The 25,085-nt window shown below is 51.9% G+C and carries 23 protein-coding genes; 5 read left to right on the top strand and 18 right to left on the bottom strand.

The features are described from left to right. The first annotated feature begins 124 nt into the window (after window positions 1-124). Window positions 125-829, top strand: coding sequence for a TMEM175 family protein (locus BOC67_RS08365; RefSeq protein WP_291909268.1), 705 nt, complete (start codon window positions 125-127; stop codon window positions 827-829). A 36-nt stretch (window positions 830-865) separates the two neighbouring features. Next, window positions 866-1,894, top strand: coding sequence for a hypothetical protein (locus BOC67_RS08370; protein WP_291909272.1), 1,029 nt, complete (start codon window positions 866-868; stop codon window positions 1,892-1,894). A 50-nt stretch (window positions 1,895-1,944) separates the two neighbouring features. On the opposite strand, the gene BOC67_RS08375 is transcribed toward BOC67_RS08370, so the two are convergent. Both BOC67_RS08375 and idi read right to left on the bottom strand, forming a co-directional pair. Then, window positions 1,945-2,916: a hypothetical protein gene (locus tag BOC67_RS08375; protein ID WP_291909275.1), complete on the bottom strand. Its 972-nt coding sequence runs from the start codon at window positions 2,914-2,916 to the stop codon at window positions 1,945-1,947. Between the two features lie 339 nt (window positions 2,917-3,255). Next, entirely contained in the window at window positions 3,256-3,795 is a 540-nt protein-coding gene (gene idi / locus BOC67_RS08380) for an isopentenyl-diphosphate Delta-isomerase (RefSeq protein WP_291909277.1), read from the bottom strand. 204 nt (window positions 3,796-3,999) lie between these two features. Here idi and BOC67_RS08385 point away from each other — a divergent pair, with 204 nt between their 5' ends. Together BOC67_RS08385 and BOC67_RS08390 are read left to right on the top strand one after the other, a co-directional pair. Continuing rightward, window positions 4,000-4,473 carry a GAF domain-containing protein gene (locus BOC67_RS08385; protein ID WP_291909280.1) on the top strand — a complete coding sequence of 158 codons (474 nt, stop codon included), beginning with the start codon at window positions 4,000-4,002 and terminating at the stop codon, window positions 4,471-4,473. Window positions 4,474-4,514: 41 nt separating this feature from the next. Next, a complete protein-coding gene (locus BOC67_RS08390) occupies window positions 4,515-5,276 on the top strand; it encodes a CpsB/CapC family capsule biosynthesis tyrosine phosphatase (RefSeq protein WP_291909282.1) in 762 nt (253 codons plus the stop codon). On the opposite strand, the gene BOC67_RS08395 is transcribed toward BOC67_RS08390, so the two are convergent. The 16 genes from BOC67_RS08395 to BOC67_RS08470 are packed head-to-tail and all read right to left on the bottom strand — an operon-like array spanning window position 5,260 to window position 24,733. Beyond that, window positions 5,260-6,801, bottom strand: coding sequence for a gliding motility-associated C-terminal domain-containing protein (locus BOC67_RS08395; RefSeq protein WP_291909285.1), 1,542 nt, complete (start codon window positions 6,799-6,801; stop codon window positions 5,260-5,262). The genes BOC67_RS08390 and BOC67_RS08395 overlap by 17 nt on opposite strands. Window positions 6,802-6,829: 28 nt before the next feature. Continuing rightward, window positions 6,830-7,363 (bottom strand): hypothetical protein, encoded by a 534-nt coding sequence (locus BOC67_RS08400; protein WP_291909287.1) that lies wholly within the window; start codon window positions 7,361-7,363, stop codon window positions 6,830-6,832. After that, the gene (locus BOC67_RS08405) at window positions 7,360-8,313 is read right to left on the bottom strand and encodes a glycosyltransferase family 4 protein (protein WP_291909289.1); all 954 of its coding nucleotides are present in this window, start codon (window positions 8,311-8,313) and stop codon (window positions 7,360-7,362) included. The genes BOC67_RS08400 and BOC67_RS08405 overlap by 4 nt, the downstream gene beginning before the upstream one ends. A gap of 1 nt (window position 8,314) precedes the next feature. Next, window positions 8,315-9,256 (bottom strand): NAD-dependent epimerase/dehydratase family protein, encoded by a 942-nt coding sequence (locus BOC67_RS08410; protein WP_291909290.1) that lies wholly within the window; start codon window positions 9,254-9,256, stop codon window positions 8,315-8,317. After that, the gene (locus tag BOC67_RS08415) at window positions 9,256-10,383 is read right to left on the bottom strand and encodes a glycosyltransferase family 4 protein (protein ID WP_291909294.1); all 1,128 of its coding nucleotides are present in this window, start codon (window positions 10,381-10,383) and stop codon (window positions 9,256-9,258) included. The genes BOC67_RS08410 and BOC67_RS08415 overlap by 1 nt, the downstream gene beginning before the upstream one ends. A 31-nt stretch (window positions 10,384-10,414) precedes the next feature. After that, window positions 10,415-11,554: a right-handed parallel beta-helix repeat-containing protein gene (locus BOC67_RS08420; RefSeq protein WP_291909297.1), complete on the bottom strand. Its 1,140-nt coding sequence runs from the start codon at window positions 11,552-11,554 to the stop codon at window positions 10,415-10,417. A 3-nt stretch (window positions 11,555-11,557) separates the two neighbouring features. Then, a complete protein-coding gene (locus BOC67_RS08425; RefSeq protein WP_291909299.1) occupies window positions 11,558-12,628 on the bottom strand; it encodes a glycosyltransferase in 1,071 nt (356 codons plus the stop codon). Between the two features lie 28 nt (window positions 12,629-12,656). Continuing rightward, window positions 12,657-13,721, bottom strand: a complete 1,065-nt coding sequence (locus tag BOC67_RS08430) for a glycosyltransferase (RefSeq protein ID WP_291909302.1) — start codon at window positions 13,719-13,721, stop codon at window positions 12,657-12,659. 18 nt (window positions 13,722-13,739) lie between these two features. Beyond that, a complete protein-coding gene (locus BOC67_RS08435) occupies window positions 13,740-14,951 on the bottom strand; it encodes an O-antigen ligase (protein ID WP_291909303.1) in 1,212 nt (403 codons plus the stop codon). Further along, window positions 14,948-15,991: a hypothetical protein gene (locus tag BOC67_RS08440; RefSeq protein ID WP_291909305.1), complete on the bottom strand. Its 1,044-nt coding sequence runs from the start codon at window positions 15,989-15,991 to the stop codon at window positions 14,948-14,950. Before BOC67_RS08440 ends, BOC67_RS08435 begins: the two co-directional genes overlap by 4 nt. Then, window positions 15,988-17,277 (bottom strand): oligosaccharide flippase family protein, encoded by a 1,290-nt coding sequence (locus BOC67_RS08445; RefSeq protein WP_291909306.1) that lies wholly within the window; start codon window positions 17,275-17,277, stop codon window positions 15,988-15,990. Before BOC67_RS08445 ends, BOC67_RS08440 begins: the two co-directional genes overlap by 4 nt. A gap of 34 nt (window positions 17,278-17,311) precedes the next feature. Continuing rightward, window positions 17,312-18,310 carry an SDR family oxidoreductase gene (locus BOC67_RS08450; RefSeq protein ID WP_291909308.1) on the bottom strand — a complete coding sequence of 333 codons (999 nt, stop codon included), beginning with the start codon at window positions 18,308-18,310 and terminating at the stop codon, window positions 17,312-17,314. A gap of 25 nt (window positions 18,311-18,335) precedes the next feature. Continuing rightward, window positions 18,336-19,622, bottom strand: coding sequence for a nucleotide sugar dehydrogenase (locus BOC67_RS08455; protein WP_291909310.1), 1,287 nt, complete (start codon window positions 19,620-19,622; stop codon window positions 18,336-18,338). Between the two features lie 18 nt (window positions 19,623-19,640). Beyond that, on the bottom strand, window positions 19,641-22,019 hold the full coding sequence (locus BOC67_RS08460) for a polysaccharide biosynthesis tyrosine autokinase (protein WP_291909313.1): 2,379 nt from the start codon (window positions 22,017-22,019) through the stop codon (window positions 19,641-19,643). A 9-nt stretch (window positions 22,020-22,028) separates the two neighbouring features. Beyond that, window positions 22,029-22,856, bottom strand: a complete 828-nt coding sequence (locus tag BOC67_RS08465) for a polysaccharide biosynthesis/export family protein (RefSeq protein ID WP_291909315.1) — start codon at window positions 22,854-22,856, stop codon at window positions 22,029-22,031. 50 nt (window positions 22,857-22,906) lie between these two features. Beyond that, on the bottom strand, window positions 22,907-24,733 hold the full coding sequence (locus tag BOC67_RS08470; protein ID WP_291909317.1) for a nucleoside-diphosphate sugar epimerase/dehydratase: 1,827 nt from the start codon (window positions 24,731-24,733) through the stop codon (window positions 22,907-22,909). Here BOC67_RS08470 and BOC67_RS08475 point away from each other — a divergent pair. Then, window positions 24,723-24,947 carry a hypothetical protein gene (locus BOC67_RS08475; RefSeq protein WP_291909319.1) on the top strand — a complete coding sequence of 75 codons (225 nt, stop codon included), beginning with the start codon at window positions 24,723-24,725 and terminating at the stop codon, window positions 24,945-24,947. The genes BOC67_RS08470 and BOC67_RS08475 overlap by 11 nt on opposite strands. Window positions 24,948-25,085: the final 138 nt, after the last annotated feature.

The raw sequence follows: 25,085 nt of genomic DNA on the forward strand, positions 1-25,085 counted from the left end.
TAACAATAAAATGATGAAAATGTTGAACCGGAGAAATTATGAGCAGGCAGTAAAAGGAGATGTTTGGGGGGAACTTTGTATATTGCCGGTACGAAGCTTATAAAGATACGCTCCTATTATGTCAATGTCTGTTATTAAGGAACCCAGAACTGAGCAGCGGGAGCTGGAACTGGTGCGCATAGCTCACTTTAGTGACGCAGTTTTTGCGGTGTCCATTGTCCTGTTGATCCTGGATATTAAATTACCTGAGATCCCTGATGCCGTACCGGTAGCCGATTACCTCACCTATTTGCGGCCAATGTCTATGCAGGCGTTGGTTTTCCTGGCAACGTTCATCTTCATGGTCAATTTCTGGCGCAGGCACCTGCAATTATTCCGGTTATTGCACCACCAGGATAATGGGCTGGTCACCAGGAACCTGTTTTTCCTGTTCTTCATCATCACCTTCCCTTTTGCGGCGCGGGCGATGGTGCATATTACGCCACACTTTATCCTGCCCCTGTTTATTTATCTCTGCAACCTGGCCGGCTGCCTGGCGGCAATGTTCTGGATGGCGTATTATGCTTTCCAGAAAAAGCCTTCCCTGACGGCGCCGGGGCACTATACCGAAAAAGAGATTATGTACCAGCGGTACAAGTACAATTTCCTGACCATGGCCACGGGATTTACGGTGATTTCCATGGTGTACTTCTTCTTTCCTGACAATGTGCATTACCAGTACCTGAGTTACTGGATCATCCCGGCACTGGCTTTGTTCAACCATTTCCGGTTAAAGATCAAGAAACGCAACACCCTGCGGGCGGTACATATTGTGGACAAGCAGTTGTAGTGGCCTGTAGCATTCATTCACCCTATCAAAATCCGCATGCCAGAGGTAGATAAAAAGGAAGCCAGCATATTACACCGTGCCATTGCCGAATGGCAGCAGCAGGCGCTGATCAGCGAGGATCAGGCCAGGCGGCTGAACGAATCGGTGAAGGTGCGTACCACGGACTGGCAGACCATCGCCCTGTATATATTCATTGCCGCTATTTCCTGCGCCCTGATGGCCTTTGGCTCCCTGGTGCTGGATGAGAAGTGGATAGAGATACTGCGTAAGAAATTCAGCCTGACGGACGGGGTGATTGCCTTCCTTTTTGCCGCCGTAACTGCTGGGCTGTGTTACCAGGGATGGCGGAAAAAACGCCATGAGCTTGGCTTTTCCTTCAACCGGGAGCTTTTCTGGCTGCTGCCGGTACTCAGTACAGGCGTTACCGTGGTGTACCTGGGCAAATCCATGGATTACCTCGGCGGCAACTACGGGGCCTTCTGGCTGATGGCTACCATTATATATGGCGTACTTGCGTTGGCGTTACATTCCCGTTTGCTTTGGGTGGCCATGCTGCTTTCCCTCATTCCGGCCTATGTAAAGCTGACCTATTATGTGACGGGCGACGCGCCCTACTTCCTCGGCATGAACCTCCCCTGCCGCATGGCGGTGCTGGGTTTCCTCCTGCTGCTGGCCGGTACGCTGGTAAAAAATACCCGGCTATACGCCCCTATTAAGGATATTACCCAGAGCGGCGGCTGGCTGCTGTTCCTGATCTCTGGCTGGCTGATCTCCATTTTCGGGAATACGGCCACCTGGTCCGAATGGCAGCAGTTGCGGCAGGTGCACCTCCTGTCCTGGGTATTCGTGTTTACCGCGCAATGCGTATTAACTTTCCTCTGGGGCTTAAAACAAAAAGACCCCATGATCCGCGATATGGGCGTGATCTTCTTCCTGCTCAATTTATACACCCGCTATTTTGAATACCTCTGGGACCGCACCAATAAAGGGCTGTTCTTCGCCATACTGGCCCTGAGCTTCTGGGGTCTGGGGCGGCTGATCGAGCGGAGGTACGGCAAAAAATAATGCAACAAAACAGGGTGTATCCCTGGCAGATACACCCTGCACCGGTCAAATCAATGCAAAACCTGTTGCATGGCCACGCCGTACCTGCCGGTATCAAGCACGCTCCATTCATAATTGCCGATCATCCAGCTCCGCAATACTGACACATAACGAATCAGTTCGTAGCTGAACGGGGTTTCATCGTAAGGCAGGAGTTTTTCCAGCACGAGGAAAACCGCCAGCTCTTCGTTGTGCATGCGCGTAGCTTCCGCCACGGCTTCCTGCAGGGAAATATTCAGTTCGTGCTGCAGCACCAATACGAGGTTATGTACATCCCCTGCTTTTGCTTCTTTTGTGCAGGAGATGATATCGTTTGCCCAGCAAACAATGTTGTTACAGGCTAAGATCATCCGTTGGAGAATGCCATTTTTCAGCAGGTCATCCGGCAGGTAAATTTTCTCAATGACGTCTATGGCTTCCACGTCGGCAAAGAGGGCGCCGGTGAAGGGGCGCATACGTACGTAATCTTTTACGGACGGTACTTTCCCGGCCTCGCGGTTTTCCGCTTCCCAAATACAGGAATTAAAGTAATCTTCCATACTGCGGATAAAGCGCAGGCGCCACGACGGCTTGCTGATGGCGCGCATGCGCTCCCAGATATCGGACAGGGAAGCCGGCAACGGCCCTGCATCTTCCAACCTATAAACTTTATTGGTATGAAAAATATCCATCAGGCCCGCCATAATGGTGCGGAGGTAATCAGATTTTTTACCGGCGGTATTTTCATCGCATTGATCATCGAGTAAAAACAGCCAGGTGTTAAAGTCGGCAATGAGGCAAAGTTCGGGGAAGGGAGCGTCCGGGAAGGCGCGGGCGGCCAGCCATGCAAAGCGGGCCTTGTTGAATTTGAACAATGCTTTCTCGTCCGTAATGAGATCGAATTTTTGCACCCACTGGTGTATATGAGTTTGCGCATCTTCGGCGCGGGCATTCACGCGGGAAGGGAAAGGATACCTGAGTTGCGGAAGGTTGATTAGATTCATGTGCCTCATTGTTTAAAAGTTAACATATTATAGTTTAGAGAATGCAGCGTTGGCAGCAGCCATACGGCCGCTGATGGTGGCATAGTAAGGAATTGAACAGGCATGCAGGTGTTCGTCGCCGGCGATGGCCGCGATGCTTATTCGGTTAACGGTTAAAACGATACAGTTAAAATTCAGTCGTTTTGCTTACAAGAGTGGCAGTAGTACCGGCGTCCGGAGCGGTCATTCGTCCCTGCAGGCAGCTTCCCCTGCAGTGCCGTCAAGGGACAACTCCAACACAAAAGGACAGATCTTTCTGGTCAGTGCAGGTAACATCTAAAGTTGGGCAAAACTGTTTATTTATGCTTTAACTTCGCCGATAGTGGTGTTGAGATGTTGCAAAACCATGGGTAATGCACGGTGGAACCAGACGGTAAAACTTTCCGGTTCGGCTTCCATCAGTGCGAGGATTTCGCTGGCAGGCATATACTTGTAGCTGTTAACTTCGGACGTATTTGCTGCAATGGGGCCGTTGTACGTGCCTACAAACACGTGGTCGAATTCGTGTTCCGTCAGGCCGTTGTCGAAAACATTTTTATACATGAAAGAAAATATCTCCTGCAGGGGACAGTCAAAACCCATTTCCTCCATGAGGCGGCGGTGTGCCGCGTCCAGCGTGGTTTCGCCGGGGTAAGGGTGACTACAGCAGGTGTTGGTCCATAATCCTCCTGAATGGTATTTATCCAGCGCGCGTTGCTGAATCAGGACTTCTCCGGCGTCATTCACAATAAATACGGAGAAAGCGCGATGCAGCAAGCCTTTTTCGTGGGCTTCCATCTTTTCCATTGCTCCTATGGCTTCGTCGGATTCGTTTACCAGTATAACTTCAGGATGTTTCATAGCGCAACAAAGATATTTTAATTATGCTTTCAGCATGCAGTAAAGCAGATTTTTTTGCCGCTGAAATCCAGACTGGTTTAAATGTTTGTATTAATGGTTACTGCTTTAAATATACGATATTAATCATAAAATGAGCAAATATTTGTATGGGTTCGGGGGCAGGAATGACAATACTGTGAAGTGCAAATAGCTTACCTTTGACCAATGGCAGAAGATTTAAAAGTAACCAACGGAACGAAGGCGGAACAATACATTTCACTGATTCCGCAGATAAAAGGATTGATAGACGGCGAACTTGATCTGATAGCAAACCTCGCCAACATTGCGGGTGCTTTGAAGGAGCAGTTCAACTGGTTTTGGGTAGGGTTTTACCTCGTGAAGGAAGACCAGCTCGTACTGGGGCCCTTCCAGGGTCCTATCGCCTGTACGCGCATCCGTAAAGGCAAAGGCGTTTGCGGCGCCAGCTGGGAACAGGCGCAGACGCTCATTGTACCGGATGTAGAGGCGTTTCCAGGCCATATCGCCTGCAGCAGTTTGTCCCGTTCTGAAATAGTGGTGCCCATCATCCGCGACGGTGTGGTAAAAGGCGTACTGGATGTAGACAGCGAACACCTGGCTCAATTTGACGAAACCGATCAATTATACCTGGAACAGATTGTGGCATTAATTTCGATGTAAAGGACCAGCATTTTAACTGTAATCTTTATTCGAAACCGCTTATGTTTTTTTTCCGTAAAAAAAATGCATCAGATGCCAACGCCAGCTCCCTGCTGGCATTTATGGGTACGGACCTGCACTCCCACCTGCTGCCGGCAGTAGACGACGGGGTGCAGGACGTTGCAACCAGCGTTCATTTTATCACTGCTTTACAGGAAATGGGCATCCGCCAGATCATAACGACGCCGCACGTCATGATGGACCGATTTCCCAACTCGGCCGCTACCCTTGCGGGGCCCTATCAACAGGTATTACAGGCGTTACAGTCCGCCGGCAACCCCATTTCGTTTAGCCATGCGGGTGAGTACTACCTGGACGAGTCGCTGCCGCAGCTATTACAGCAACCTTTGATGAAAATTTTCGGGAACGTGGTACTGGTGGAAATGTCATTCATGTCCGCCCCGCCGCAGATATTCCAGTGGCTGTTCGATATTCAAACCGCGGGATACCAGGTACTGCTGGCTCATCCCGAGCGGTACAATTATTACCACCAGCAGCCCGAGATGTACGCCCGTTACAGGGAACGCGGCTGTATGCTACAGGTGAATCTCTTATCTCTCACCGGCTATTATGGAAAACACATAAAAACAGCTGCAGAGTACCTGTTACAGAAAGGGCTGGCCGACTACATTGGCACGGACCTCCATCACCACAAGCACCTGGAGGCGATACGCGACATAGCGAACAACAGGAAGCTCCGCGCCCTGCTGGAAAGCTATCCGTTTAAAAATGCCGCCATCCCCATCGCTAACGTACCAGTGTAACCGTTCCCGTTTGCTTGCGCGCCTGCCGGCGGCTGTCCGTATAGGTGAGTACCCATACCAGCACCTGCGCCGGCATATTTTTTCCGCGCCAGGCGCCATCCCAGGCGCCTTCCGGGTCGCGCGTTTCGAACACCAGCTCGCCCCAGCGGCTATATACCGCCAGCCTGAAATCCGTTACCGCATCATGGACTTTGGCACGAAACAGATCGTTGCGCCCGTCCAGGTTAGGCGAAAAGGCCGTTGGTACAAACACGGCGCATTCCCGTATATAACGGATCAGGCTTGAATCCGCCGCGGTCTCACAATTATTTTTGTCTTTTATGCGGAGATGGTAAGCGCCCGCATCCAGCCCGTTCCATACACTGTCCGTTTGCCAGGGACCATTTTGGACACTGTAGCTATACGGCAGCGTGCCTCCGTTACCCCCGAGGACAATCTTCCCGTCCATTACGTCCGTGCAGCTTACATGGTGGATTTTGACGCGGCCAAACCGCAGCGGCTCGGGCTGCGGCAATATTGCCGTAGCGCTCATGGCGCAGCCCACCGCATCCCTGGCGGCATAGCAATAGGCGCCTGCCGTGAGTCCGCTGTAGACGCTATCCGTTTTGAAAGCAGCATCCGTTCCGAATGAAAAGGCGAACGGCGCAATGCCATTCTGCGGCCTTAAGGTGAGCGCGCCATTGGCATCTCCATAACATAATGGCATGCGGGGCACGGCCTTTACATCCAGCGTATAGGCGGCAACGTTAGCAACGGCAGTCACGCGGGTACCGTTGGCCGAAGTCACCGTTACACTGTACTCTCCTTCCGCCAGGCCGCTGACAGTCGCGGTGCGCGGGCCATGCTGCCACTCGTAGGCGTAGGGCGGCTTACCGCCTTTGGCGATTACGGTAATCCCGCCTGTGCTTTTGCCTTTGCAGGTGGGCTGTATGTCAAATGAAACGTCCGGCGCCTGCGCCAAAGCCTGCGACAGGTTATCCACCAGCGCGGCGGTATAGCTTTTACCCGCGCAGGAAGGCGGCAGGTATGCCAGGAGCTGGATATAGTTGTAATCCTTTGCCGGCCGTAGATTAGCCGTATATCTCTGCCATTGCGTATGTATGAAACTACCGGACTGCCACAACAGGTCCCCCGGTTCGGTGGCGCTGTTGCTGCCGTAAATGGCCATGGCGCCGGTACAAAGCGTTAGGGTGTCATAGCGTACAGGGAATGCGAGGTCAAAGGATAGCTGGTAGGTGCTGCCGGCTCTAAGCGGCGAAGGCAGCTGTTGGCCAATGCCTTCCTGCCAGCGGTTCCCAAAAATAAAGCCTGCATAGGTTTTACCATCAGATGCAGGCAGCGTAATTCCATAGTATCCGGGCTGGGTATCGGGCGATTGAAAAGCCCTGTACCAGGGGGCTGGTACGTTACCAGCCTTGGGGGGCCCTTCGATGGAAGGGTTGCCCAGGCTGATGTCCTGTGCAAAGGACGGGTTGTTCAATAATGCCACTGTTAATATCGCCCCGAGGGCTTTCAAAAATTGCATGTTTCCTTTATACTTTAATCATGGGGCGCTATACCACCAGCGTGAGCGGCGGCACCACCGTATTGGCTTTCACGCGCGCAAAACGCGTTACCACCGCACCGGCGCCAATCACTACCCCTTTTTCTATATGTGCCCCTCCGCCGATGTAGGCGTTGGGCGCGATGTGCGCATAGTCTTCTATGATGGCGTCATGGTCTACCACCGCGCCTGCATTGATGATCACGTGTGCGCCCAGCTGCACGTTGGCCTGCACCACTGCCCGGGCCAACACTACGGTGCCTGCGCCCGGGGTAACGCTCACGTCTACACTGGCATCCACATGTACAAAGGTACCGAAAGGATGGGCGACTGTATCCGCCAGCCGCTGCCGCACGGTATTGTTGCCAATGGCTATAATCATGGCAGCATCAGGGAATGCATCCTCCCGGTATGGCATCACGTCTGTAGCCGTGGTTTCCTGGTCATCAAAAAAGCAACGCACTTCATGGTTATGATCCCTGACTAAAGCGGACACAACGCGCGCATGCCCGCCGGCGCCATATATCACTACTTCTTTTTTCATACAGCAACGGATTTTGTCATCAATTTATTTTTCATCGCCACATAAATTCCTGCAAGCGGCAGGCAGGCTACCAGCATGGTGGTAATAAAATCCCAGTGGGTATTGAGCAGCAGCACATCGATCGCCAGCTGCAGGATGGCGTAGCCGGTACTTACGATCAGGTGCGGCACGCGCTGGTCGTTGGCCAGTACCTGGTAGAAATGCAAACGATGGGCTTCGAAAATATTTTGCTTCAGCAGCAGCCGGTGCAGGATGGTCAGCACGGTATCGCAACCGTAGACTGCCAGCACCAGTATGTATTTGATTTCCCCGCTCTGCCATACCAGGGAAAGGATCAGCAATGCCAGCCAGCATCCCAGGGATACGCTGCCCACATCGCCGGCAAAGCAGCGGGCTTTGGTACGGAAGTTAAAAAAGAGGAATACGAGGCAGGCCAGTATCGGGCAAATGATAAAGGCGCTGTCCGTAAATGGGTGCAGGTAGGTATTTACGTACCAGAGGCAGAGGAAGGCCACCAGGCTGTAGAGGCCCGTAATGCCGTTGATGCCGTCCATGAAATTATAGGCGTTGATCACGCCGATGATCAGCACTACGCTTACGGCGATCAGCCAGCCAGGCCATGCATTGTATGCGCCCATGCCATACAGGATCAGGGCTACAGACAGCAGTTGCACCAGGAGGCGCACTTTGGAACTCAGGCTGCTTACATCGTCCGCAAAGCTGATGGCGCTGATCAGCACGAGGCCGCCGATGGTGTACCAGGAAACGCCGTGAAAGCACAGCCCATAGGCAAAGGCAGCAAGGGGGAATACAATGCCTCCTCCACGTATAGTCACTTCCGTATGGGAGCTTCGCTGGTTCGGTTTATCGATGATATTGAGGCGGTCCGCCAGCTTGAAATAGCCCAGCATGGCCGCCAGTAAAATAATGGTTATGATCAGATAGGTCATATCAGGCGGTTTGAAAACTTCGGATAGTGGCTGTCAGGCCGGACCTCGCATCCAGCGGAAGCTTGTCCAGCCCCAGCACCTGTTTGATTTTAGCGTTGGAAACCTCATAGGAATCCGTCAGTTTTTGCAGCCGGTCCGTATTGAGGGGGAACCGGATAAAGTCCCCCACCCGGGCCATACTCCTGATAAACGAAGGATTGATATGCAGTTTCCGTATATTCTTTCCCGTTACCTCTTCCATGATCTGCACCAGGTCATTGGTAGACAGTGATTCATCGTCGGCAAGATTATAAACACCGGAAGGGATACGACCATCAGCGGCCAGTAGTGCATCGATCACGAAGCAGAGGTTTTCTACGGAAAGAAACGAACGTTTATTTTCGAAAGCGGTTAAAGGATAAGGGATGCCTTTTTGAACGAAACCATAGAGCAGGTTGAGGTTTCCCTTATTACCCGGGCCATGGATCATGCAGGGGCGCAGGATGTACAGGTGCTTATCCGGCGGCAGCAGCTGTTGCAACAGGTAAGCCTCTGCCATCTGTTTGGATTTGCCATAGGGCGTGAGCGGTTTGGGCTCCACGTCCTCGGTGAGCACCCCGCTGACTTTATCCGCGGCGGCTTTTACGCTGCTGCAGTAGAAAAAAAAGCGCGCATCGCTTTGCAGGAAGCGGTCAAACAGTTGCTGGGTGAGGTAGGTATTGGCTTCAAAGTAGTCTTTAGGCGAGCTCACGTTCTTCATGTCATGCGCCTTCCCGGCCAGGTGTACCACGGCGGCAACATCCGGCAGCGGCGACTGCTGCAGCTCTTCCCAGGTGATTGTTTGCGGGCATTTGTCCGACGAAGACCTATGCCGGGTAAGGCCGGTTACCGTCCACTTATTTTTCGTATAGGCCATCAGGTTAGTACCCACAAAACCACGGTAACCGCTCATTAAAATATTCATCACGATACGTTTGCTAATGATCTGTAAATGTAGAGGGTCTTCTCTATTACCTTGTCCACGCCAAATTCCCTTTCCGCCAGTTCCCTGGAGTTAGCGCCCATTTCCTTACGCAGGTCAGCGGATAAAATGAGGCGGCGCATCGCGGCGGCGAGCGTTTCCGCATCTTTGGCGGGCACGAGGAAACCGTTATAATCCGGGATGACGCATTCGCGGCACCCGGGAACATCGGTGGTGATGATAGGGCGGCCCACTGCCGCCGCTTCGATGAGCGACTTCGGCAGCCCCTCCCGGTAGCTGGGCAGCACCACGAGGTCAGCCTCCTGCAGGAGCTGGCGCACGTTTTTCTGGTAGCCGATCCATTTGATATAATCTCCGTCTGTAAGCCCGTTCAGCTCCTCCGCGCTGATGGCGGCGAGGTTTTCGTGGTCTACATCCCCTGCGAGGATAAACTGCGCGCTGTGTTCCAGCTCCTTTTTCAGCAGCTTGGCAGCGTCGATGAATTCCATCACGCCTTTATCCCGCAGCATGCGGGCAGGCAGCACTACTTTCACCCTACCGGCAGTTGCAGGTTTGAGGGCGAAGGTAAATTCGTTGAGGTCCACGCCGGAACCTTTGATCAGTGTTACATCGCGGTCATCCACTATTTTCAGGGACTTGAATACGCTTACATCATCTTCGTTCTGGAAAATGAAGTGGCGGTTACCGCCGCGGAAACCAAATTTCATCATCGTGAGGAGGACGCGCTGCGCCAACCCTTTACGGCCGCCGGTGAAATTGTATCCCAGGCCGCTGATGGCGTTGACGGTGCCTTTCATTTTCGAGAGGCGCGCCGCTATGCTGCCATAGAGCGCTACTTTAATGGTTACATGATGCAGCACATCCGGTTTATGCTGCCTGTACAGGTTGTACAAGAGGCGGATACAGTTGAGTTCTTCCTTCAGGTTCATACCCGAGCGTTTGAAAGGCAGGTGTATGACTTTGAGGCCATGGCTGCGGATTTCATCGGCCCGGCCGGTATCCGCCGTCACGATGGTGACGTCGTAACCGGCGGCTTTGGCCGCCAGCGCTACCGGCAACCTATGGGAAAGGAAGAACCAGTCTACGTTTACAACGATAAACAGTTTCATGTGATATGGTTAAATTTTTTCGGTTTCTCAGTTATTCTATCTCCAGGTTTTTCTTGTTGGCCTGTGCTTTCTTCAGTTTGTCCAGTTCATTGTTGCTACCGGGTTTTTGGATAGATATATTTTTGAACCTGCACCGCGGTGCAAAGTCGTAATTGCGCGCGCTTTTGAAAGGCATGCTGTTGTTCTTCCACACAGGGTCTATCACCTGGATGTTGCCGGCCAGCGGCTTATCGGCCGGGGTGTACTTACCGTCCATCCCTCCCATCCAGAAGGCGCTGGCGCTGCCATCATCCACGTGTTTGCTGATGGTGATGTTGACCTGCTTTTGATCCGGGCCGGGCAAGCGCCCCAGGCCCACCACGATGCCATATTTCGCGTTATTGAAAGTAACAGGATTGTCGATCAGCACATCGTCCACCTGCTCGGCGCTGCTATTCGGCTCTATATCGATCCCCGCCATGGGCAAGGTGCCGGAAGTATTGCTGGCCACCGGCCGGATGAGTTTCAGGCCTTTGACGGAACCGATGGTAATGCCATTTCTCCGGTTATTATCCACGTTCGCATAGTATATATTCACGTTGGTATTGGGCTTTGACTTTTCCGCCTGCCCTACGTAAATCCCATCTCCCCAACACTTACTCACCTGGGGATGATAGATATTGATATTATCACTGGACCGGATGTCGATCCCCATCCCCCACTCGCCACCGTTACCGCTGTGATGGTCCCTGTCGCCCACCAGCACAGGGTTATAGACCTTCACGTTCTGCACGTTCAGCAACTTCAGCATGGCGTACTTGGGTTTGTTGCTGGACTGTAACACCAGGGAGGAATTAGGCTGAAAAATAACGATGGAATTGCTTTTAAGCTGCAATCCATTGTCGTTGATCAGCACCGGGAAGTTGGGCATCTTCACCGTTTTATTGGTATTGATCGCGTTTTGCAGGGCCGCGGTATAATCCACCGACCCATCCCTGACATAGCCGGCGGGCAATGCTTTGGTGAGGTCGTAGGCTGCACCTGCCAGCGCCGCCGCTTCAGTAGCGTACTGACCGGCGGCCGACAGGTTACTGTATGTACCAGGCAAAGGTCTGTACTGAAAAATATCCTGCGCATAGCAGCCCATCCAGAGGGCGAGTGCGGCGGTAAATGCAAAACAACGTCTACGCATAAACTAAGCTTTTGTGTTTTCGTATATCGCTTCCCAGGTATTGAGGATCATAGACTTTTCGAAATTATTTTTAACAAAGGCTGCATTTTTCCTGCCCCATTCCGTTCTGGCGGCATGGTCCATGGTCATGAGCTGCTTCATGCCTGCACCCAGGGCCACGGGGTCGCGGGGCGGCACCACCACTCCTCCGCCGGCCCCTTCGAGAATGCTGCGGATACCTCCTACATCCGTGCCCGTTACCGGCAACCCGGCGGACATGGCTTCCAGCAACGCCATCGGCATGCCTTCGCTGCGGGAGGAAATCACGTAGCCGTCATATTCCGGGAGCAGGTGGGAAATATTTTTGACCAGCCCCAGGAAACGCACTTGCCGGTTGAGGCCTGCGAGTTCTACCTGGGCCTTTAACTCATGTTTCAGGTCTCCATCGCCCGCAATGTCCACGGTGAAGTGCATGCCCGAACGCAGGAGCAGTTGCAGGGCGTCAAAAAGATTCCTGTAATCCTTTACTTCGATTAACCGGCCAATGGCGATCCAGCGAAATACAGGATTCTGCGGCTTTTCCGCCGGCATCGCAAAACGGTCCACATCGATGGCGTTATAGATCACTGCCGAGCGCTGCGCATCGATACTGCCTTTTTCGTGCAGCAGCTCCAATGCAGGCGCGGATACGGCGGTGTGGTAATCCACCCAGCGGGAGGTCAGTTTGTAAAACAGGTACGGACTGATCACCCGTTTGCGGGCATCGTAATTACTGTGGGAAGTATTGATGACGCGGATACCGGGATAGCGCATTTTAACAAAGCGGCCGATGAGGTTCGCATGATAGAGATGCGTATGAATGATATCCGGTTTCACTTTTTTGATCACCTGGTTGAGTTTGCGGAAGGCGGACAGGATGGCCTTGGCGCCGTTGAGCCCGAGGTCGTAATGGCGCACGCGCTTATCTAACCTGCCGAGTAAGCCCAGGTCGGTTTTGATGGTAAGCAGGGAGATGTCATACCCCCTGTCCGCCAGTGCGGGAATGATTCCCAGCAGCTGACTTTCCGCCCCGCCAAAACCAAGGCTTGTAATCACAAATAATATTTTACGGTTCTTCATTTGCTTAAACGGACATAAAAAATGATGAATAGTCAAAGTTGCGCACCGTCAATTTTGGCGCGGCCATATGCCGTGCGTTGACGATGGCTTGAGCCAGCGCTTTTTCATCCTCTACCGGCACGGTGTAACCGTTGATACCAGGTTCTATAATTCCTTTGAAATCCACGCAGTTGGTGGCTACTACCGGGGTGCCCAGCAACAGCGCTTCCAGCACTACGTTCGGGAAGCCTTCCTTCCGGGAAGAGAGTACAAACAGGTCCGCCTCCCGGAAATACGGGTAGGGATTGGATTTGAAGCCATGGAATAATACGTGGTCCTGCAACCGGAGGTCGGTCACCAGTTTACGCAGCATATTACCATAACCCGGCTCTGTATTCTCCCTGCCTAAAATATGCAACCTTGCCTGTGGCACTGCCTGCAAAACAGCCGGCATGGCCTTTATCAGCACATCGAATCCTTTGGCGGAGTACAGCGTGCCGGCTGCTACTATATTGAATCGCGTGTTATCGTACACGTTAATCAGCTCCCGGCCCAAAGTTTCCACCTGTTGTATATTCACCAGGTTGGGAATATGGCGGACTTTTTTTGCCGGGATGCGGTAATAGGTTTCCGCTTCTTCCTTCATCTGCGCCGTTTGTGCGATCACGTGATGGGCGTGCCGGAGTACGCGGCTGTTGAGGAAGCGTTCCAACTTTCCTTTGAAGCCCGCGCCCAGCCTGTTGCTCGGCAATGTGGGCAGGCGTACTACATTCACGTATTTGCCGCCGGTGAGCTTGCGCATCAGGATGGTGATGATGCTGATATGGTTCAGCGTGGTGAACACCACATCGGGTTTCAGCGTCTTGAGCACTTTGAAGAGATCGCGGGTACCCGCGCTGGCAGTAGGCTTTTCCAGCTTGATCAGTTTCACCTGCTGCGTGATCAGGTCAATGTAATCGTAAGCCGGGCAAATCACCACCAGGTATATTTCCAGTTTGGAAGCGTCCAGGGAGTTGATGATGTTCATCACCACCTTCTCAGCGCCCCCGCCTTTTAAGCTGGGTAATATGAATACTATTTTCTTTTTCATCCACAAGAGGTTTAACGGTTAGTTAAGGCTCAATGGAAAACGCTGCAGGCTTACCATGAGCTCTTTCTCCTGTATTTCCTTCTCCGCGGTGATGATAATCACCAGTAACATCAGCATGATTCGCTTGTCATAATAGGCTACCAGGCCCATGTCCATCAGCATCAACACCAGCACAAATGCTGCCAGAAACAGGCCTGTACGGTGTTTCCAGAGCTTGTGCAAAATGGAAAAGTGAATGCTGTAGTAAATGATGGGTCCGAGGAAGCCTACCCCGAAAAGCAGCTCTATATAATTATTGTGCGCATAAAAATGGTAGTAGTATTTAAAGCTGGCGGCGCCGTAGCCGATGATAGGGCTGGCGGTGAACTGCTGCCAGCCTTCGCGGATAAACCTTACCCTGTCCTCCGTACTGCCTTCGCTATCGCGGCCGCCAATGGTCATAAACAAACGGCCGATGCGGTCAAATGCCGGCGCCAGGTTCTCATTGATAAAATCCCCTTTCAGGAAAAACGATGCCACCACTACGGCAATAGCTGCAAAGGCAATGGTTTTGAACGATCCCAGCAGGCTGCGGATGTTAATCATGAAATAGAAAAATATCAGCAGCAGGCTGAAACCGATCCCTTTACGGGAGGCCGTCAGGAAGATGGTGTACAATGCCAGGAGGATGTTCAGGATATGGATTCCCTTGGCGGCATTGGATTTCAGCTCATGACGGTGAAATGCCAGCAGGCTGAGGAAGATGGAGAACATCAGCATGATAGACAGGTAGTTCGGATTCAGCTCTGTTCCGATAAAACGCATCATCTCCTCATCGTGATTTTCCAGGAAGGCAAATACCGGAATACCTAATGCCAGGGAATAGTTAATAAAGGAATATACCAATACCAGCGTACTCATGGTGGAGAAGAGATCATATCTCACCATAAAATAATAGAGCACAAAGCTGTTGGCAACGAGGATGAGCATTACAAGCGAGTGTTGCAACGTAGCATCCGGATCGGGGGACCATAAGGTTGAAAGCAATGCCAGCATGGCCAGCAGGAAAATCCTGTAGCCATGCACGTTGGCACTGAAATTAAAGGTCCTCACATTATGGAGGTCCAGGAAGAAAGCGAAATACATGAGAATGGTAATACCCCAGCCATAGATCACCAGCCATTCCTTGTTGAGGAACAGGAGGCTCATCATGAACATGGTTACCAATATTTTTACCGGTAGTGGCTTCATGTGTACGCAGGTTTTTGTTTTGCAATCTGGTCGAGCAGGGCATCTACCATAAAATGCTGTGGTACAAAAGGTCCTTCGTGCCAATTCAGGCCGGCATCCCAATAGCCGGTACATTTGTTATATGCCGCTGTGGCAAAGCCGTAGCTCATTTCCACGATCAGCGGCTGCTGGCGGGGATCGTAGATGAAGTCCAGCGCCAGGCTTTGGGACTGCATTTTCTCCGCCAGGTCGAGCGTGATGCGCACGCATCTTTCATCGAACAGTTCGCGGTCATACCCAATAAGGCCGCTGCCGGAGGCGCGGAAATCCCCCTCGCGGTTGTAACGCCTGATCGCAAAGGCTTTCCCGGCGATGGCAATAATGCGGGTGTCGAATTTGTTTTCCGGCATGAATTCCTGGAAGTACACATATCCTTTTTCCCGGCCATGCATTTTTTCGTACATGGTAGGAATAAAGATCCGGCCTATGCCACGAAACAGACCGAGAAAAGCAGCCCCGTTTTTGTCACGTTTAAACCGCCACACCGCATCTTTGAAGCGATTAAAACGATCCCGGGCTGCAAATCCCCGGCCGAATGCTTTCCGCGTCAGTTTCCTGGCGGTGGCTGCATCCTTTACCAGGCGCACGTTTGAAGCACCTGCGCCTCCCCGGAGTTTAAACACTTTGGGGAAAGTGGTGGTATTGATCCATTGAAGTGCCTGTTCCTGGTCATAAAAAACATATGACGGTACCATGGGGGCGCCCAGCGCTTCCGCCAGGTACTTCTGCCCCACTTTATCATCGAAGTGCCAAACGGTTTTACTATCCGGAAACACCAGCTTGCCGGCCGCTTCCAGGGAATACGTCAGCTGCCGCGCAAAGCGCACCGCTTTGTAATCGCCATGGTGCCAGTGCCAGAGCAGGGCGTCACAGTCCTGCAGCTGCGCAATGATATCATTGCGGTAGCAGTCTACCAGCGTGTATGGTATCGCGTTAGCGCGACAATAATCGATCCACCTGTCGCTGAAAGATCCCGGTGTATGATGTATGGCTAATTTCATTTTTCTTCAGTTTTATATTTCCACCAGAGGCCCACGCCCATCATTCCTCTCGCCATGGCCAGGTTGATAGCCGCGCCCACGCCTGAAAACAGCATGATCAGCGGGAAGGCCATTACAAAGCCGGTGATGGAGGCGTACAAGGTATTTTTCATCACGAGCTTATCCGCCCGCTTCACAATGAAGTAGTTGGTGCCGTAGCAGTAGTACATCGCCATGAAGAACACGCTGATGGCCATGATGCAAAGGATCCAGACCGCTTCCCGGCCCTGCAGGTGAAATATCTTTGTAATAGGAATGGATAATACGCAAATCCCTGCGCAGAGGGCGATACCTGCGGCCAGTATCAGCTTCTGGAACTTGCCGAAGGCGCCGCTCCGGCGGTTGAGGAACGGGAAAAATACTCTCGACAGGATGTTCAGCCCTGCATTTGCTGCTTCAATCAGGCTTTTGGCAGCGCCATACACCCCCACTGCCGAGGTACCCGTGAGGATCCCCAGCAGGAAGGTGGTAGAATTGTTGTAGAGATTAGGCAGAAATTGGTTGATAAAGATGCTGAAGTTGCTACGCAGCACTTCCTTTATCCGGGCGAACCCGATGAACCTGAACTGCAGCCGGTAGCGCGTATGCATGAGGTACTGCGCATACAAGCCTGCGCCGATGTAGCCCAACGCCTGGAACAGCGGGTACCAGAAGAAGTCTTCGGGCTTACGGATAAAGACGAAAATGCAGACCGTAAAGAAAATTTTTATGCAGGCGGAAAGGATGGTAATGACTTTCATCTCTTCCACGCCCTGGAAGAACCAATCGGGGAACAGCGCATACCCGGCCAGCGCGGGGAACGTCAGCAGAAACACCAGTTTGTTTTGCGCAAACTGCGGCACCAGCAATACCAGCGGCAAAAACAGCAGGAAGGAAAACATTACCAGTATGGCCTTGGTAGAAAGAACCCGGCTGTAAATAAGGCTGAGAATGCGTTTGCTGTGGCGGTGTACGGCCACATCGCGGGTGGCGGTGATGTTAAAACTGAAGTCGGCAAAGCCCTGGAAGTACATCAGCAGGGAGTTGGCCAGCACGATCACCCCGTATTTTTCCGCTCCGAAGATGCGGAGCACGTAAGGAAGCGTGATAAGGGGCAGGATCATATTAAGCCCTTGCAACACCGAGAGTGCGCCAAAGTTGCGCAGGAGGGTTTTATGATCTCCTGACAGCTTCTTAGGGGCATGACTGCGGTATTTCACGGCAGTGTCTGACCACTTGCGTCGTAGCTTTGATATGGTTAAGTTCATAAAAAGGTTCTTCAACCGCTACTGCGGTAAAAATTTAGATTTCACTGCGCTGCAGGTTGGCTGCATACCAGCTCACGGCCAGTTGGAGGCCATCCTGCACTGAAAACTCGGGTTTATATCCAATCAGGTTACCGGCTTTACCGATATTGGCCAGGCTGTGGCGCACGTCGCCGGCGCGTTCATCGCGGTGCTGCGCCTGCAGGGTAACGCCCGTCATAGCGCTGATGCCGGCCCACAGTTCGTTGAGGGTGGTCCGTTCGCCAAAGGCGATGTTGATCACTTCGTGTTTATCCAGTTGCGGCAGCAGCATGGCTTTGATGTTAGCCTGCACGGCATTTTCCACAAAGGTGAAATCCCGGCTGGTTTCTCCGTCGCCATTGATGAAAGGCGCTTCGTTTTTCAGCGCAGATTCAATGAACAGCGGGATAACGGCAGCATAAGGTCCGCGCGGGTTCTGGCGGGGGCCAAATACGTTGAAGTAACGCAGGCCTATCGTGTGAAACTGGTACGTGCGGGAAAAAATATCTCCGTATAATTCGTTTACATACTTGGTGATTGCGTATGGCGATAAGGGCTTACCTATCTGGTCCTCCACTTTGGGCAGTCCCGGATGATCGCCATAGGTGCTGGAACTGGCGGCATACACCATTCGCTTGATGCCGGCGTCCCTCGCGGCTACCAGCATATTGAGGTGGCCGGTGATGTTGACATCGTTGGAGGTTACCGGATCGTTGATGGACCTCGGCACGGAGCCCAGGGCCGCCTGGTGCGACACATAGTCTATTCCCGCCACTGCTTCGCGGCAGGTATCCAGGTTGCGGATATCCCCTTCCATCAGTTCAAATGCAGGGTTATCGAAGAAAGGCTGCAGGTTGTCCCTGCTGCCGGTGGAAAAATTGTCCAGCACGCGGACCTTGCCGGCGCCGTACTTCAACAGGTATTCCACCAGGTTGGAGCCAATGAAACCCGCTCCCCCGGTTACGAGGAAAGCGGCGTTGCTGATATTTTCGGTATGATATGGTTTGTTGTACATTTTTTTGTTTTAAAGAGATCAACGGTTAAAGGCGGGCGTCTGTCAGTTCCTTCGGTAATACTCCCTTCACATCGTACACCACTGCGCGGTTCTTACAGAGCTTATTGATGTTTAACTCTTTAAATTCATTGTGGGATACGGCCAGGATAACGGCGTCGTAGTCGCATACGGTATTCAGCTCCTGGGTGGACTTCCAGCCGTATTCATGTTCTACTTCCGCAGGCGTTGCCCATGGGTCGTACACGGTGATGTTGGTACCAAAATCTTTCAGTTCGTTGAGGATGTCCACCACTTTGGTGTTGCGCACATCCGGGCAGTTTTCCTTAAAGGTGATACCGAGTACGAGGATTTTAGCGCCTTTCACCGGGATATCCTTTTTCACCATCAGCTTGATCACTTCCTGGGCTACATAAGCGCCCATGCCGTCGTTGAGGCGGCGGCCTGCCAGGATGATCTCAGGATGGTAACCGGCTTCCTGTGCTTTTTGGGCGAGATAGTATGGGTCCACCCCAATACAGTGGCCGCCTACCAGGCCCGGACGAAACTTCAGGAAGTTCCATTTTGTACCGGCTGCCTGTAATACTTCGTCCGTATCAATACCCAGGCGGTTGAAGATTTTCGCCAGTTCGTTTACAAAAGCGATGTTGATATCACGCTGGGCGTTTTCGATTACTTTCGCCGCTTCCGCCACTTTGATGCTGGTAGCTTTGTGCGTACCCGCCGTGATCACGGATTTATACAACTGGTCTACCTTTTCCGCTACTTCCGGGGTAGAGCCGGAGGTTACTTTCAGAATTTTGGATACGGTATGTTCCTTATCTCCCGGGTTGATGCGTTCAGGAGAATAGCCTGCAAAGAAATCCTTGTTGAAGGTCAGCCCTGAAATCCTTTCCAGCACCGGCACGCATTCCTCTTCTGTTACGCCGGGATATACGGTGGATTCATAAATCACGATATCTCCTTTTTTCAGCACTTTACCGACGGTTTCACTGGCTTTGAAAAGCGGGGTGAGGTCCGGGCGGTTGTTTTTATCTACCGGCGTAGGCACTGTAACGATGTAGTAGTTGCAGGGCGCGATCCGTTCCAGTTCATTGGTACAATACAAACCGGTTGGCGTGGTGCAGTCGGTCAGTACTTCCTTGAGTTGTTCTGCAGACACCTCGAGGGTATGATCGTTGCCGGCAGTGAGTTCAGCCACTCTGGCTGCGTTGATGTCAAAGCCGATCACCTTGTATTTTTTGGCAAATTCCACTGCCAGTGGTAATCCTACATAGCCCAGGCCAATTACTCCGATTTTGATATCCTGATTCATAGTGTTTTCAAAAATTTATTATTTGCTGAATACTTTTTTTAATTTTTTCATTACTGGTTTGTTGTCTGCTTCTTCCATATAGCCGTAGCCGTAACCGTAGCCATAGCCGTAGGATGTGCCTTGTTTCACATCGTTGAGGATGATGTTGAGCCGCGGCATTTTCTGCTGCAGGTCCCTCGTCAGTTTCACCTGTTCCTTGAAGGTGTATCCCTGGCGCATCAGGTACAGCGATGCATCCGCGAAGCGGCCGAGGAGTTGCGCATCGGTCACCAATCCTACCGGTGCGGTATCAACAATGATATAGTCAAACATTTTGCGCAGCTCTGCAAAGAGCAGGCCGGTATTTTCCATCAGCAGCAGTTCTGCCGGATTTGGCGGGATGGGCCCGGACGACATCAGCCAGCAGTTCTCATGGATACCGGAAGGTTTCAGCACGGAGTCGAGCGCTGATTTACCGATAGCGTAGGTACTGAAGCCGGTGTGGTTGCTGAGGCCCAGGTTTTCTGAAATTTTCGGTTTGCGCAGGTCCATTTCCATCAGCAGCACCCTTTTGCCTGAAAGGGCGATCACGGCTGCCAGGTTGGTGGCTACGAAGGATTTTCCTTCACCGCTCATACTGGACGTCAGCAGGATCACTTTTTCCTGCGGGTTGGCCATGATGAACTGCAGGTTGGTGCGCAAAGCCCTGAATTGTTCTACCAGCGGGGTTCTTACGTCTTTCCTTACCACTACCAGTTCTTCTTCCGTATTATGGCCAATCTCAGCCAGTACAGGCACCGGGGTGAGGGACTGCACTTCTTCCCTGCTGCGGATACGCCTGTTGAGGAGGTCGCCCAGGTAGAAAAGTCCTGCCGGTAAGCCCATACCAAAGATAAAGGCGATCAGATAGATAAACAAACCTTTCGGTTTAAAGGGTTTAGGGTCGCTTTTAGCCGGGTCTATCACTTTTGCGATAGCCAGGTTGGACGACTTGGAGATCGCCGATTCTTCCCGTTTTTTGAGCAGGTACAGGTAGAGTTCCTGTTTGATCGCCTGCTGGCGGGAGTAATCCAGGTACACCCTTTCAGTTCCCGGCACTTTTTTGATCTGGGAGTTGATCATGCCGGCGTCCTGCTGCAGCGCGCTAAGGCTCAGTTCCAGCCCTTTGCGGAAGGTGGAGAGGTTGCTGAGGAGGTCGCCCCGGAGGCCGGCCAGCTGCCCGTCGATATTGCGGATCATCGGGTTGTTTTCCGTATTGGCCAGCAGGAGGCGCTCGCGTTCCAGCTGCAGGGTGTTGTATTTTTCAACGATGCTGATGAAGGTAGGGTCCTGTACGACGATGGCCGCAGGTACTACCCTTTTATTGTTCTTTTCGTCTTTAACATAGTTTTCCAGCGATTGCACCACGTTCAGTTTCACCTGCTGGTCGATCAGCTGCTTGCGGGAATCGCCGCTGCCGGCTACCAGTTGCTTGGCCTGTTCGCTGATATCGGCCAGCTGGTTGGCTTCCTTGAAGCGCTGGATGTTCTTTTCCACGCCGGAGAGCTCCCCGGTAACGATGCCGAGGCGGGTATCGATAAAGGCGATGGTACTGTCGGCAATGCGGTTTTTATCATCCACACTGGCACGCATATACGCGTCTATGAGCCTGTTGAGTACCAGTTCCCCTTTCTTCGGGATGGAAGAGGACAGGGAGAGATCAATGGTGCTTACCTGTTTGTTCGGGATGCCTGCTTCCAGCTGGCGCTGATAGTCCGCCACGGTTTTGTCCACCGGGCTTACTTCCACGGTATATTCATTGTGGTCCAGCGCAAAGGCGGCGTTACGGTCTACCCGCACGAGGCCGGAGGTTACCTGCATGGTATCCCCCCAGGCGGCATGCCGGCTCCACTGCGGCGTACTGAGCAGGAAGCTGTCTTTCCCCAGCGGTTTAAGCGTATAGTTAGCCACGGCCACGCTGTCTTTCAACGAAAGCCAGTTCATGGTGAAAGGCACGTTGCCGAATAATTCCGTTTTTTTGAGCCTGCCCTCAATGAGGTACCGCACGTTGAGGTGCAGGTCTTTCACCACCTTTTCCATCAGGGAGCGGGAGGTGATAATCTCGAGTTCATTATCAACGCTGCTCTTGTTGTTAAACATTTCCATCTGCTGAAGGATTTCAGCGCCGGGAATATCCGTGCCTTTGGCCTGGTCTTCCACGAGTATTTTGGCGTTGATCTTATATCCCGGCGAGGCGTAGCGCAGATAAATGAATCCCAGAGCGCAGGTGAGGATCACGCTGAGCAGGAACCAGTACCACGACCTTGCCAGGCGGTCCAGCAGTTTACGCAGATCGAAAGAGGCTTCCGGCTGGGAGGCATGGCCGTTGCCATTTACCTGGTACTTCCCGTTGAATGATTGATATTTATTCTCCTGCATGGTAAATGATTAAAAGTTAATCCTGGATGCCACTACAATCAGCAGCGACAGTACAGAGGCCATTATTGAAATACGTTTCACCTGCTGCATATCTGTGGAGGCCACTTTATTTTTATTGGGCTCTACATATATCACATCTCCCTGACGCAGATAGAAGTAAGGGGAAGTGAACAGGTTGCTGTTGTTAAGGTCAAAGCGAACGAATTCCTTTTTGCCATCATTTTCCCTGATGAGGAGTACGTTCTCGCGTTTGCCGTAGATGGTGAGGTCCCCTGCCATGCCCAGCGCGTCCAGTAAGGTTACCTTTTCGTTAGGCATGATGTAGGAGGATGGTTTGGTTACCTCTCCCAGTACAGTTACTTTAAAGTTGGCGAAGCGTACGTTTACCACCGGATCTTTATAGTAGGTGGCGGCTTTAGCCTGGATTTCGTCCCTTACCGCATCGGTGGATTTACCTTTTACCTGTAGTTTGCCTATCATGGGGAGGGAGATGTTGCCGTCCTTATCCACGAGGTAACCGTTGATGGTGGTCACCGGCGTTCCGGCGGGCGCAAGGCCGGGTTGCGTCTGGCCCTGCTGGTTGAGCATGGCCGTCGCGTTCGGGTCGAGCGTTTGGATGGTCACCTGGAGGATATCATCCACCTGGATGGCAGGAGTTTTATAGATAGCCTGGGTGACTTCCGTATTTTTTAGTGTATCTGACAGATCCTTGAAATAAGTAATGTTTTTGGGTGTGCTGCAGGCAAACATGCCAAAGGAGGCCAGTAGCAGCAGCCAGTACAGAGATCTGTACCTGGGCTGCATTGCATCTGTCCGTTTTTCGTTTGTTACAATCATAATCACTATTCAATTTTTATATAGGCGTTAACGTTAGCGTCCGCCGGTGTTTACATCGTAATGGTCCCTTTGTCCAACTCTTCGTAGGAGGAGTTTTTGCTGATAAATTCGGGCACCAGTTTTTTCATGCGGGCCACGGTTGGCATGAGGTAATGCTTGCGCGCGGCGGCGATGAGGTCTTCCACTTCCTTGTTTACCACCAGGAAATCGTAGGTACGCACTTTGGCGATCATGATTTTTTCGTGGTAGGTAGGCATGGTGTTCTCTGCGTTGTTCAGCAGTTCCTCATAGAGTTTTTCGCCCGGGCGCAGGCCGGTGTACACGATCTGTATGTCTTTACCGGGTTCTTTACCGGCCATACGGATCATCTTGCGGGCCAGGTCGGCAATTTTCATGGGCTTGCCCATATCGAACACGAATATCTCCCCGCCCTGCCCCATGGAGCCTGCTTCCAGCACGAGCTGGCAGGCTTCGGGTATGGTCATGAAATAGCGGGTGATTTCCGGATGCGTTACGGTAAGCGGGCCGCCTTTTTCCAGTTGTTGTTTGAAACGTGGAATTACAGATCCGTTGGAACCAAGCACGTTGCCAAAACGGGTGGTGATGAAGCGGGTCGGCGGATGGCCGTAAACAGGCCCCGGCCGCTGAAATTGTTCGTTGAGGTAATTATTATAGGATTGAGAGAAGATTTCCGCGATGCGTTTGGAAGCCCCCATCACGTTGGTAGGGTTCACTGCTTTATCCGTACTTACCATCACGAACTTCTCCACGCCGTATTCTACGGACAGCTCCGCTACCACTTTCGTACCCAGCACGTTATTGATGACGGCGATGGAAGGATTCTTTTCCATCATCGGCACATGTTTATACGCGGCGGCATGGTACACGATCGCGGGTGCATAGATGTCGAACAGCTGCTGCATACGCGTGCTGTCGCACACATTCCCGATAAACGGAATGATCTGCACATTGCCGCTCTTTTCAGCCAGTTCCAGTTCGAGTTCATGCAGCGGGGATTCTGCTTTATCGCAGAGTACGATCAGGGCCGGTTCATATTTCACCAGCTGCCTTACGATCTCGCTGCCAATGGAACCGGCCGCGCCGGTTACCAGTACATTCTTTCCTTTCAGCTCTTCGCTGATACGGGGGTTGCGTATTTTGATTTCCGCCCTTTCGAGCAGGTCCTCGATATTAATATCTTTCAACTGTACACTATTATTTACTACACCATCTATCCACTGGCTTACGGGCACTACTTTCTGCACTTTCACGTCCAGCGTCATGCAGGCATCCACGAGTTCGTTTAGCCGTGAGGGTTCTATATCTTCTTCCGGGATCAACAAGGTATCAATGCCGGTTTGTTTCACCATGCGTTGTAATTGTACGGACTCCGCACCATATATCGGCAGGCCTTCCATAGACTTGCCTGCATGCGCCGGGTTATCCGCCAGAAAGGCCACCACGCGGATTTCCGAAGCGGGGTCTTCCGACAATGCCTTCCGCAGCAACAGACCGGTAGGACCTGTATAATAAATGGCCGCTCTAACGTTATTGCGTGAACGCAGCAGGGAGTAATAGCGGAAAGTCCACTTTACGAGCAGGCGGTACGACAATAAAGCGAATGTGCTGATAAAGAAATAGATCAGTATGATGGATAGCGGAAAAATATTGAACGCAGCGTACTGCGTGTACACGACACCGATAGTGTAGAGGATGGCGCTGCCTAAGAGATTCATGCCCGCGATGTGGCTGATATCAGCCATCCCGGTATGTCTTACAATGCCTCTGTATGTCCGCAGGGACAGCGATAACAGGAGATTCACTCCCAGCACCAGCAAAGAGATTTGCGCAATCGGATAATGCGCAATGTCATTCATATCAAAATTCAGCCTGAGTAAAAAGGCGAGATTGATAGCGAGGATAGAACACCCTAAGTCCAGGATCAGAATGAGCCATGACGGGGTGATCCATGATGTTTTCCGCACCATAGGTTTCAATAATAAGATATGGTTATATAATATTCTCTCCGTTCAGTCCATTATACAGCCGCTGGTGGAAGGCTTTCATAGAGGCCATCGTTGTATGGACTAAACAAGTTAACAAATTTGCATTCCTACGTTTCGAATTTGTTTTCGGTTTTCAATAGTGAATGCAAAGTAGAAAATAAAATCTAAAACTCTATCAACGAAACGGAAAATTAATATGTAATTTCTTTAATTGATGTTTACA

Source organism: Chitinophaga sp. CB10, from assembly GCA_001870995.2.
Classification (GTDB): Bacteria; Bacteroidota; Bacteroidia; order Chitinophagales; family Chitinophagaceae; genus Chitinophaga.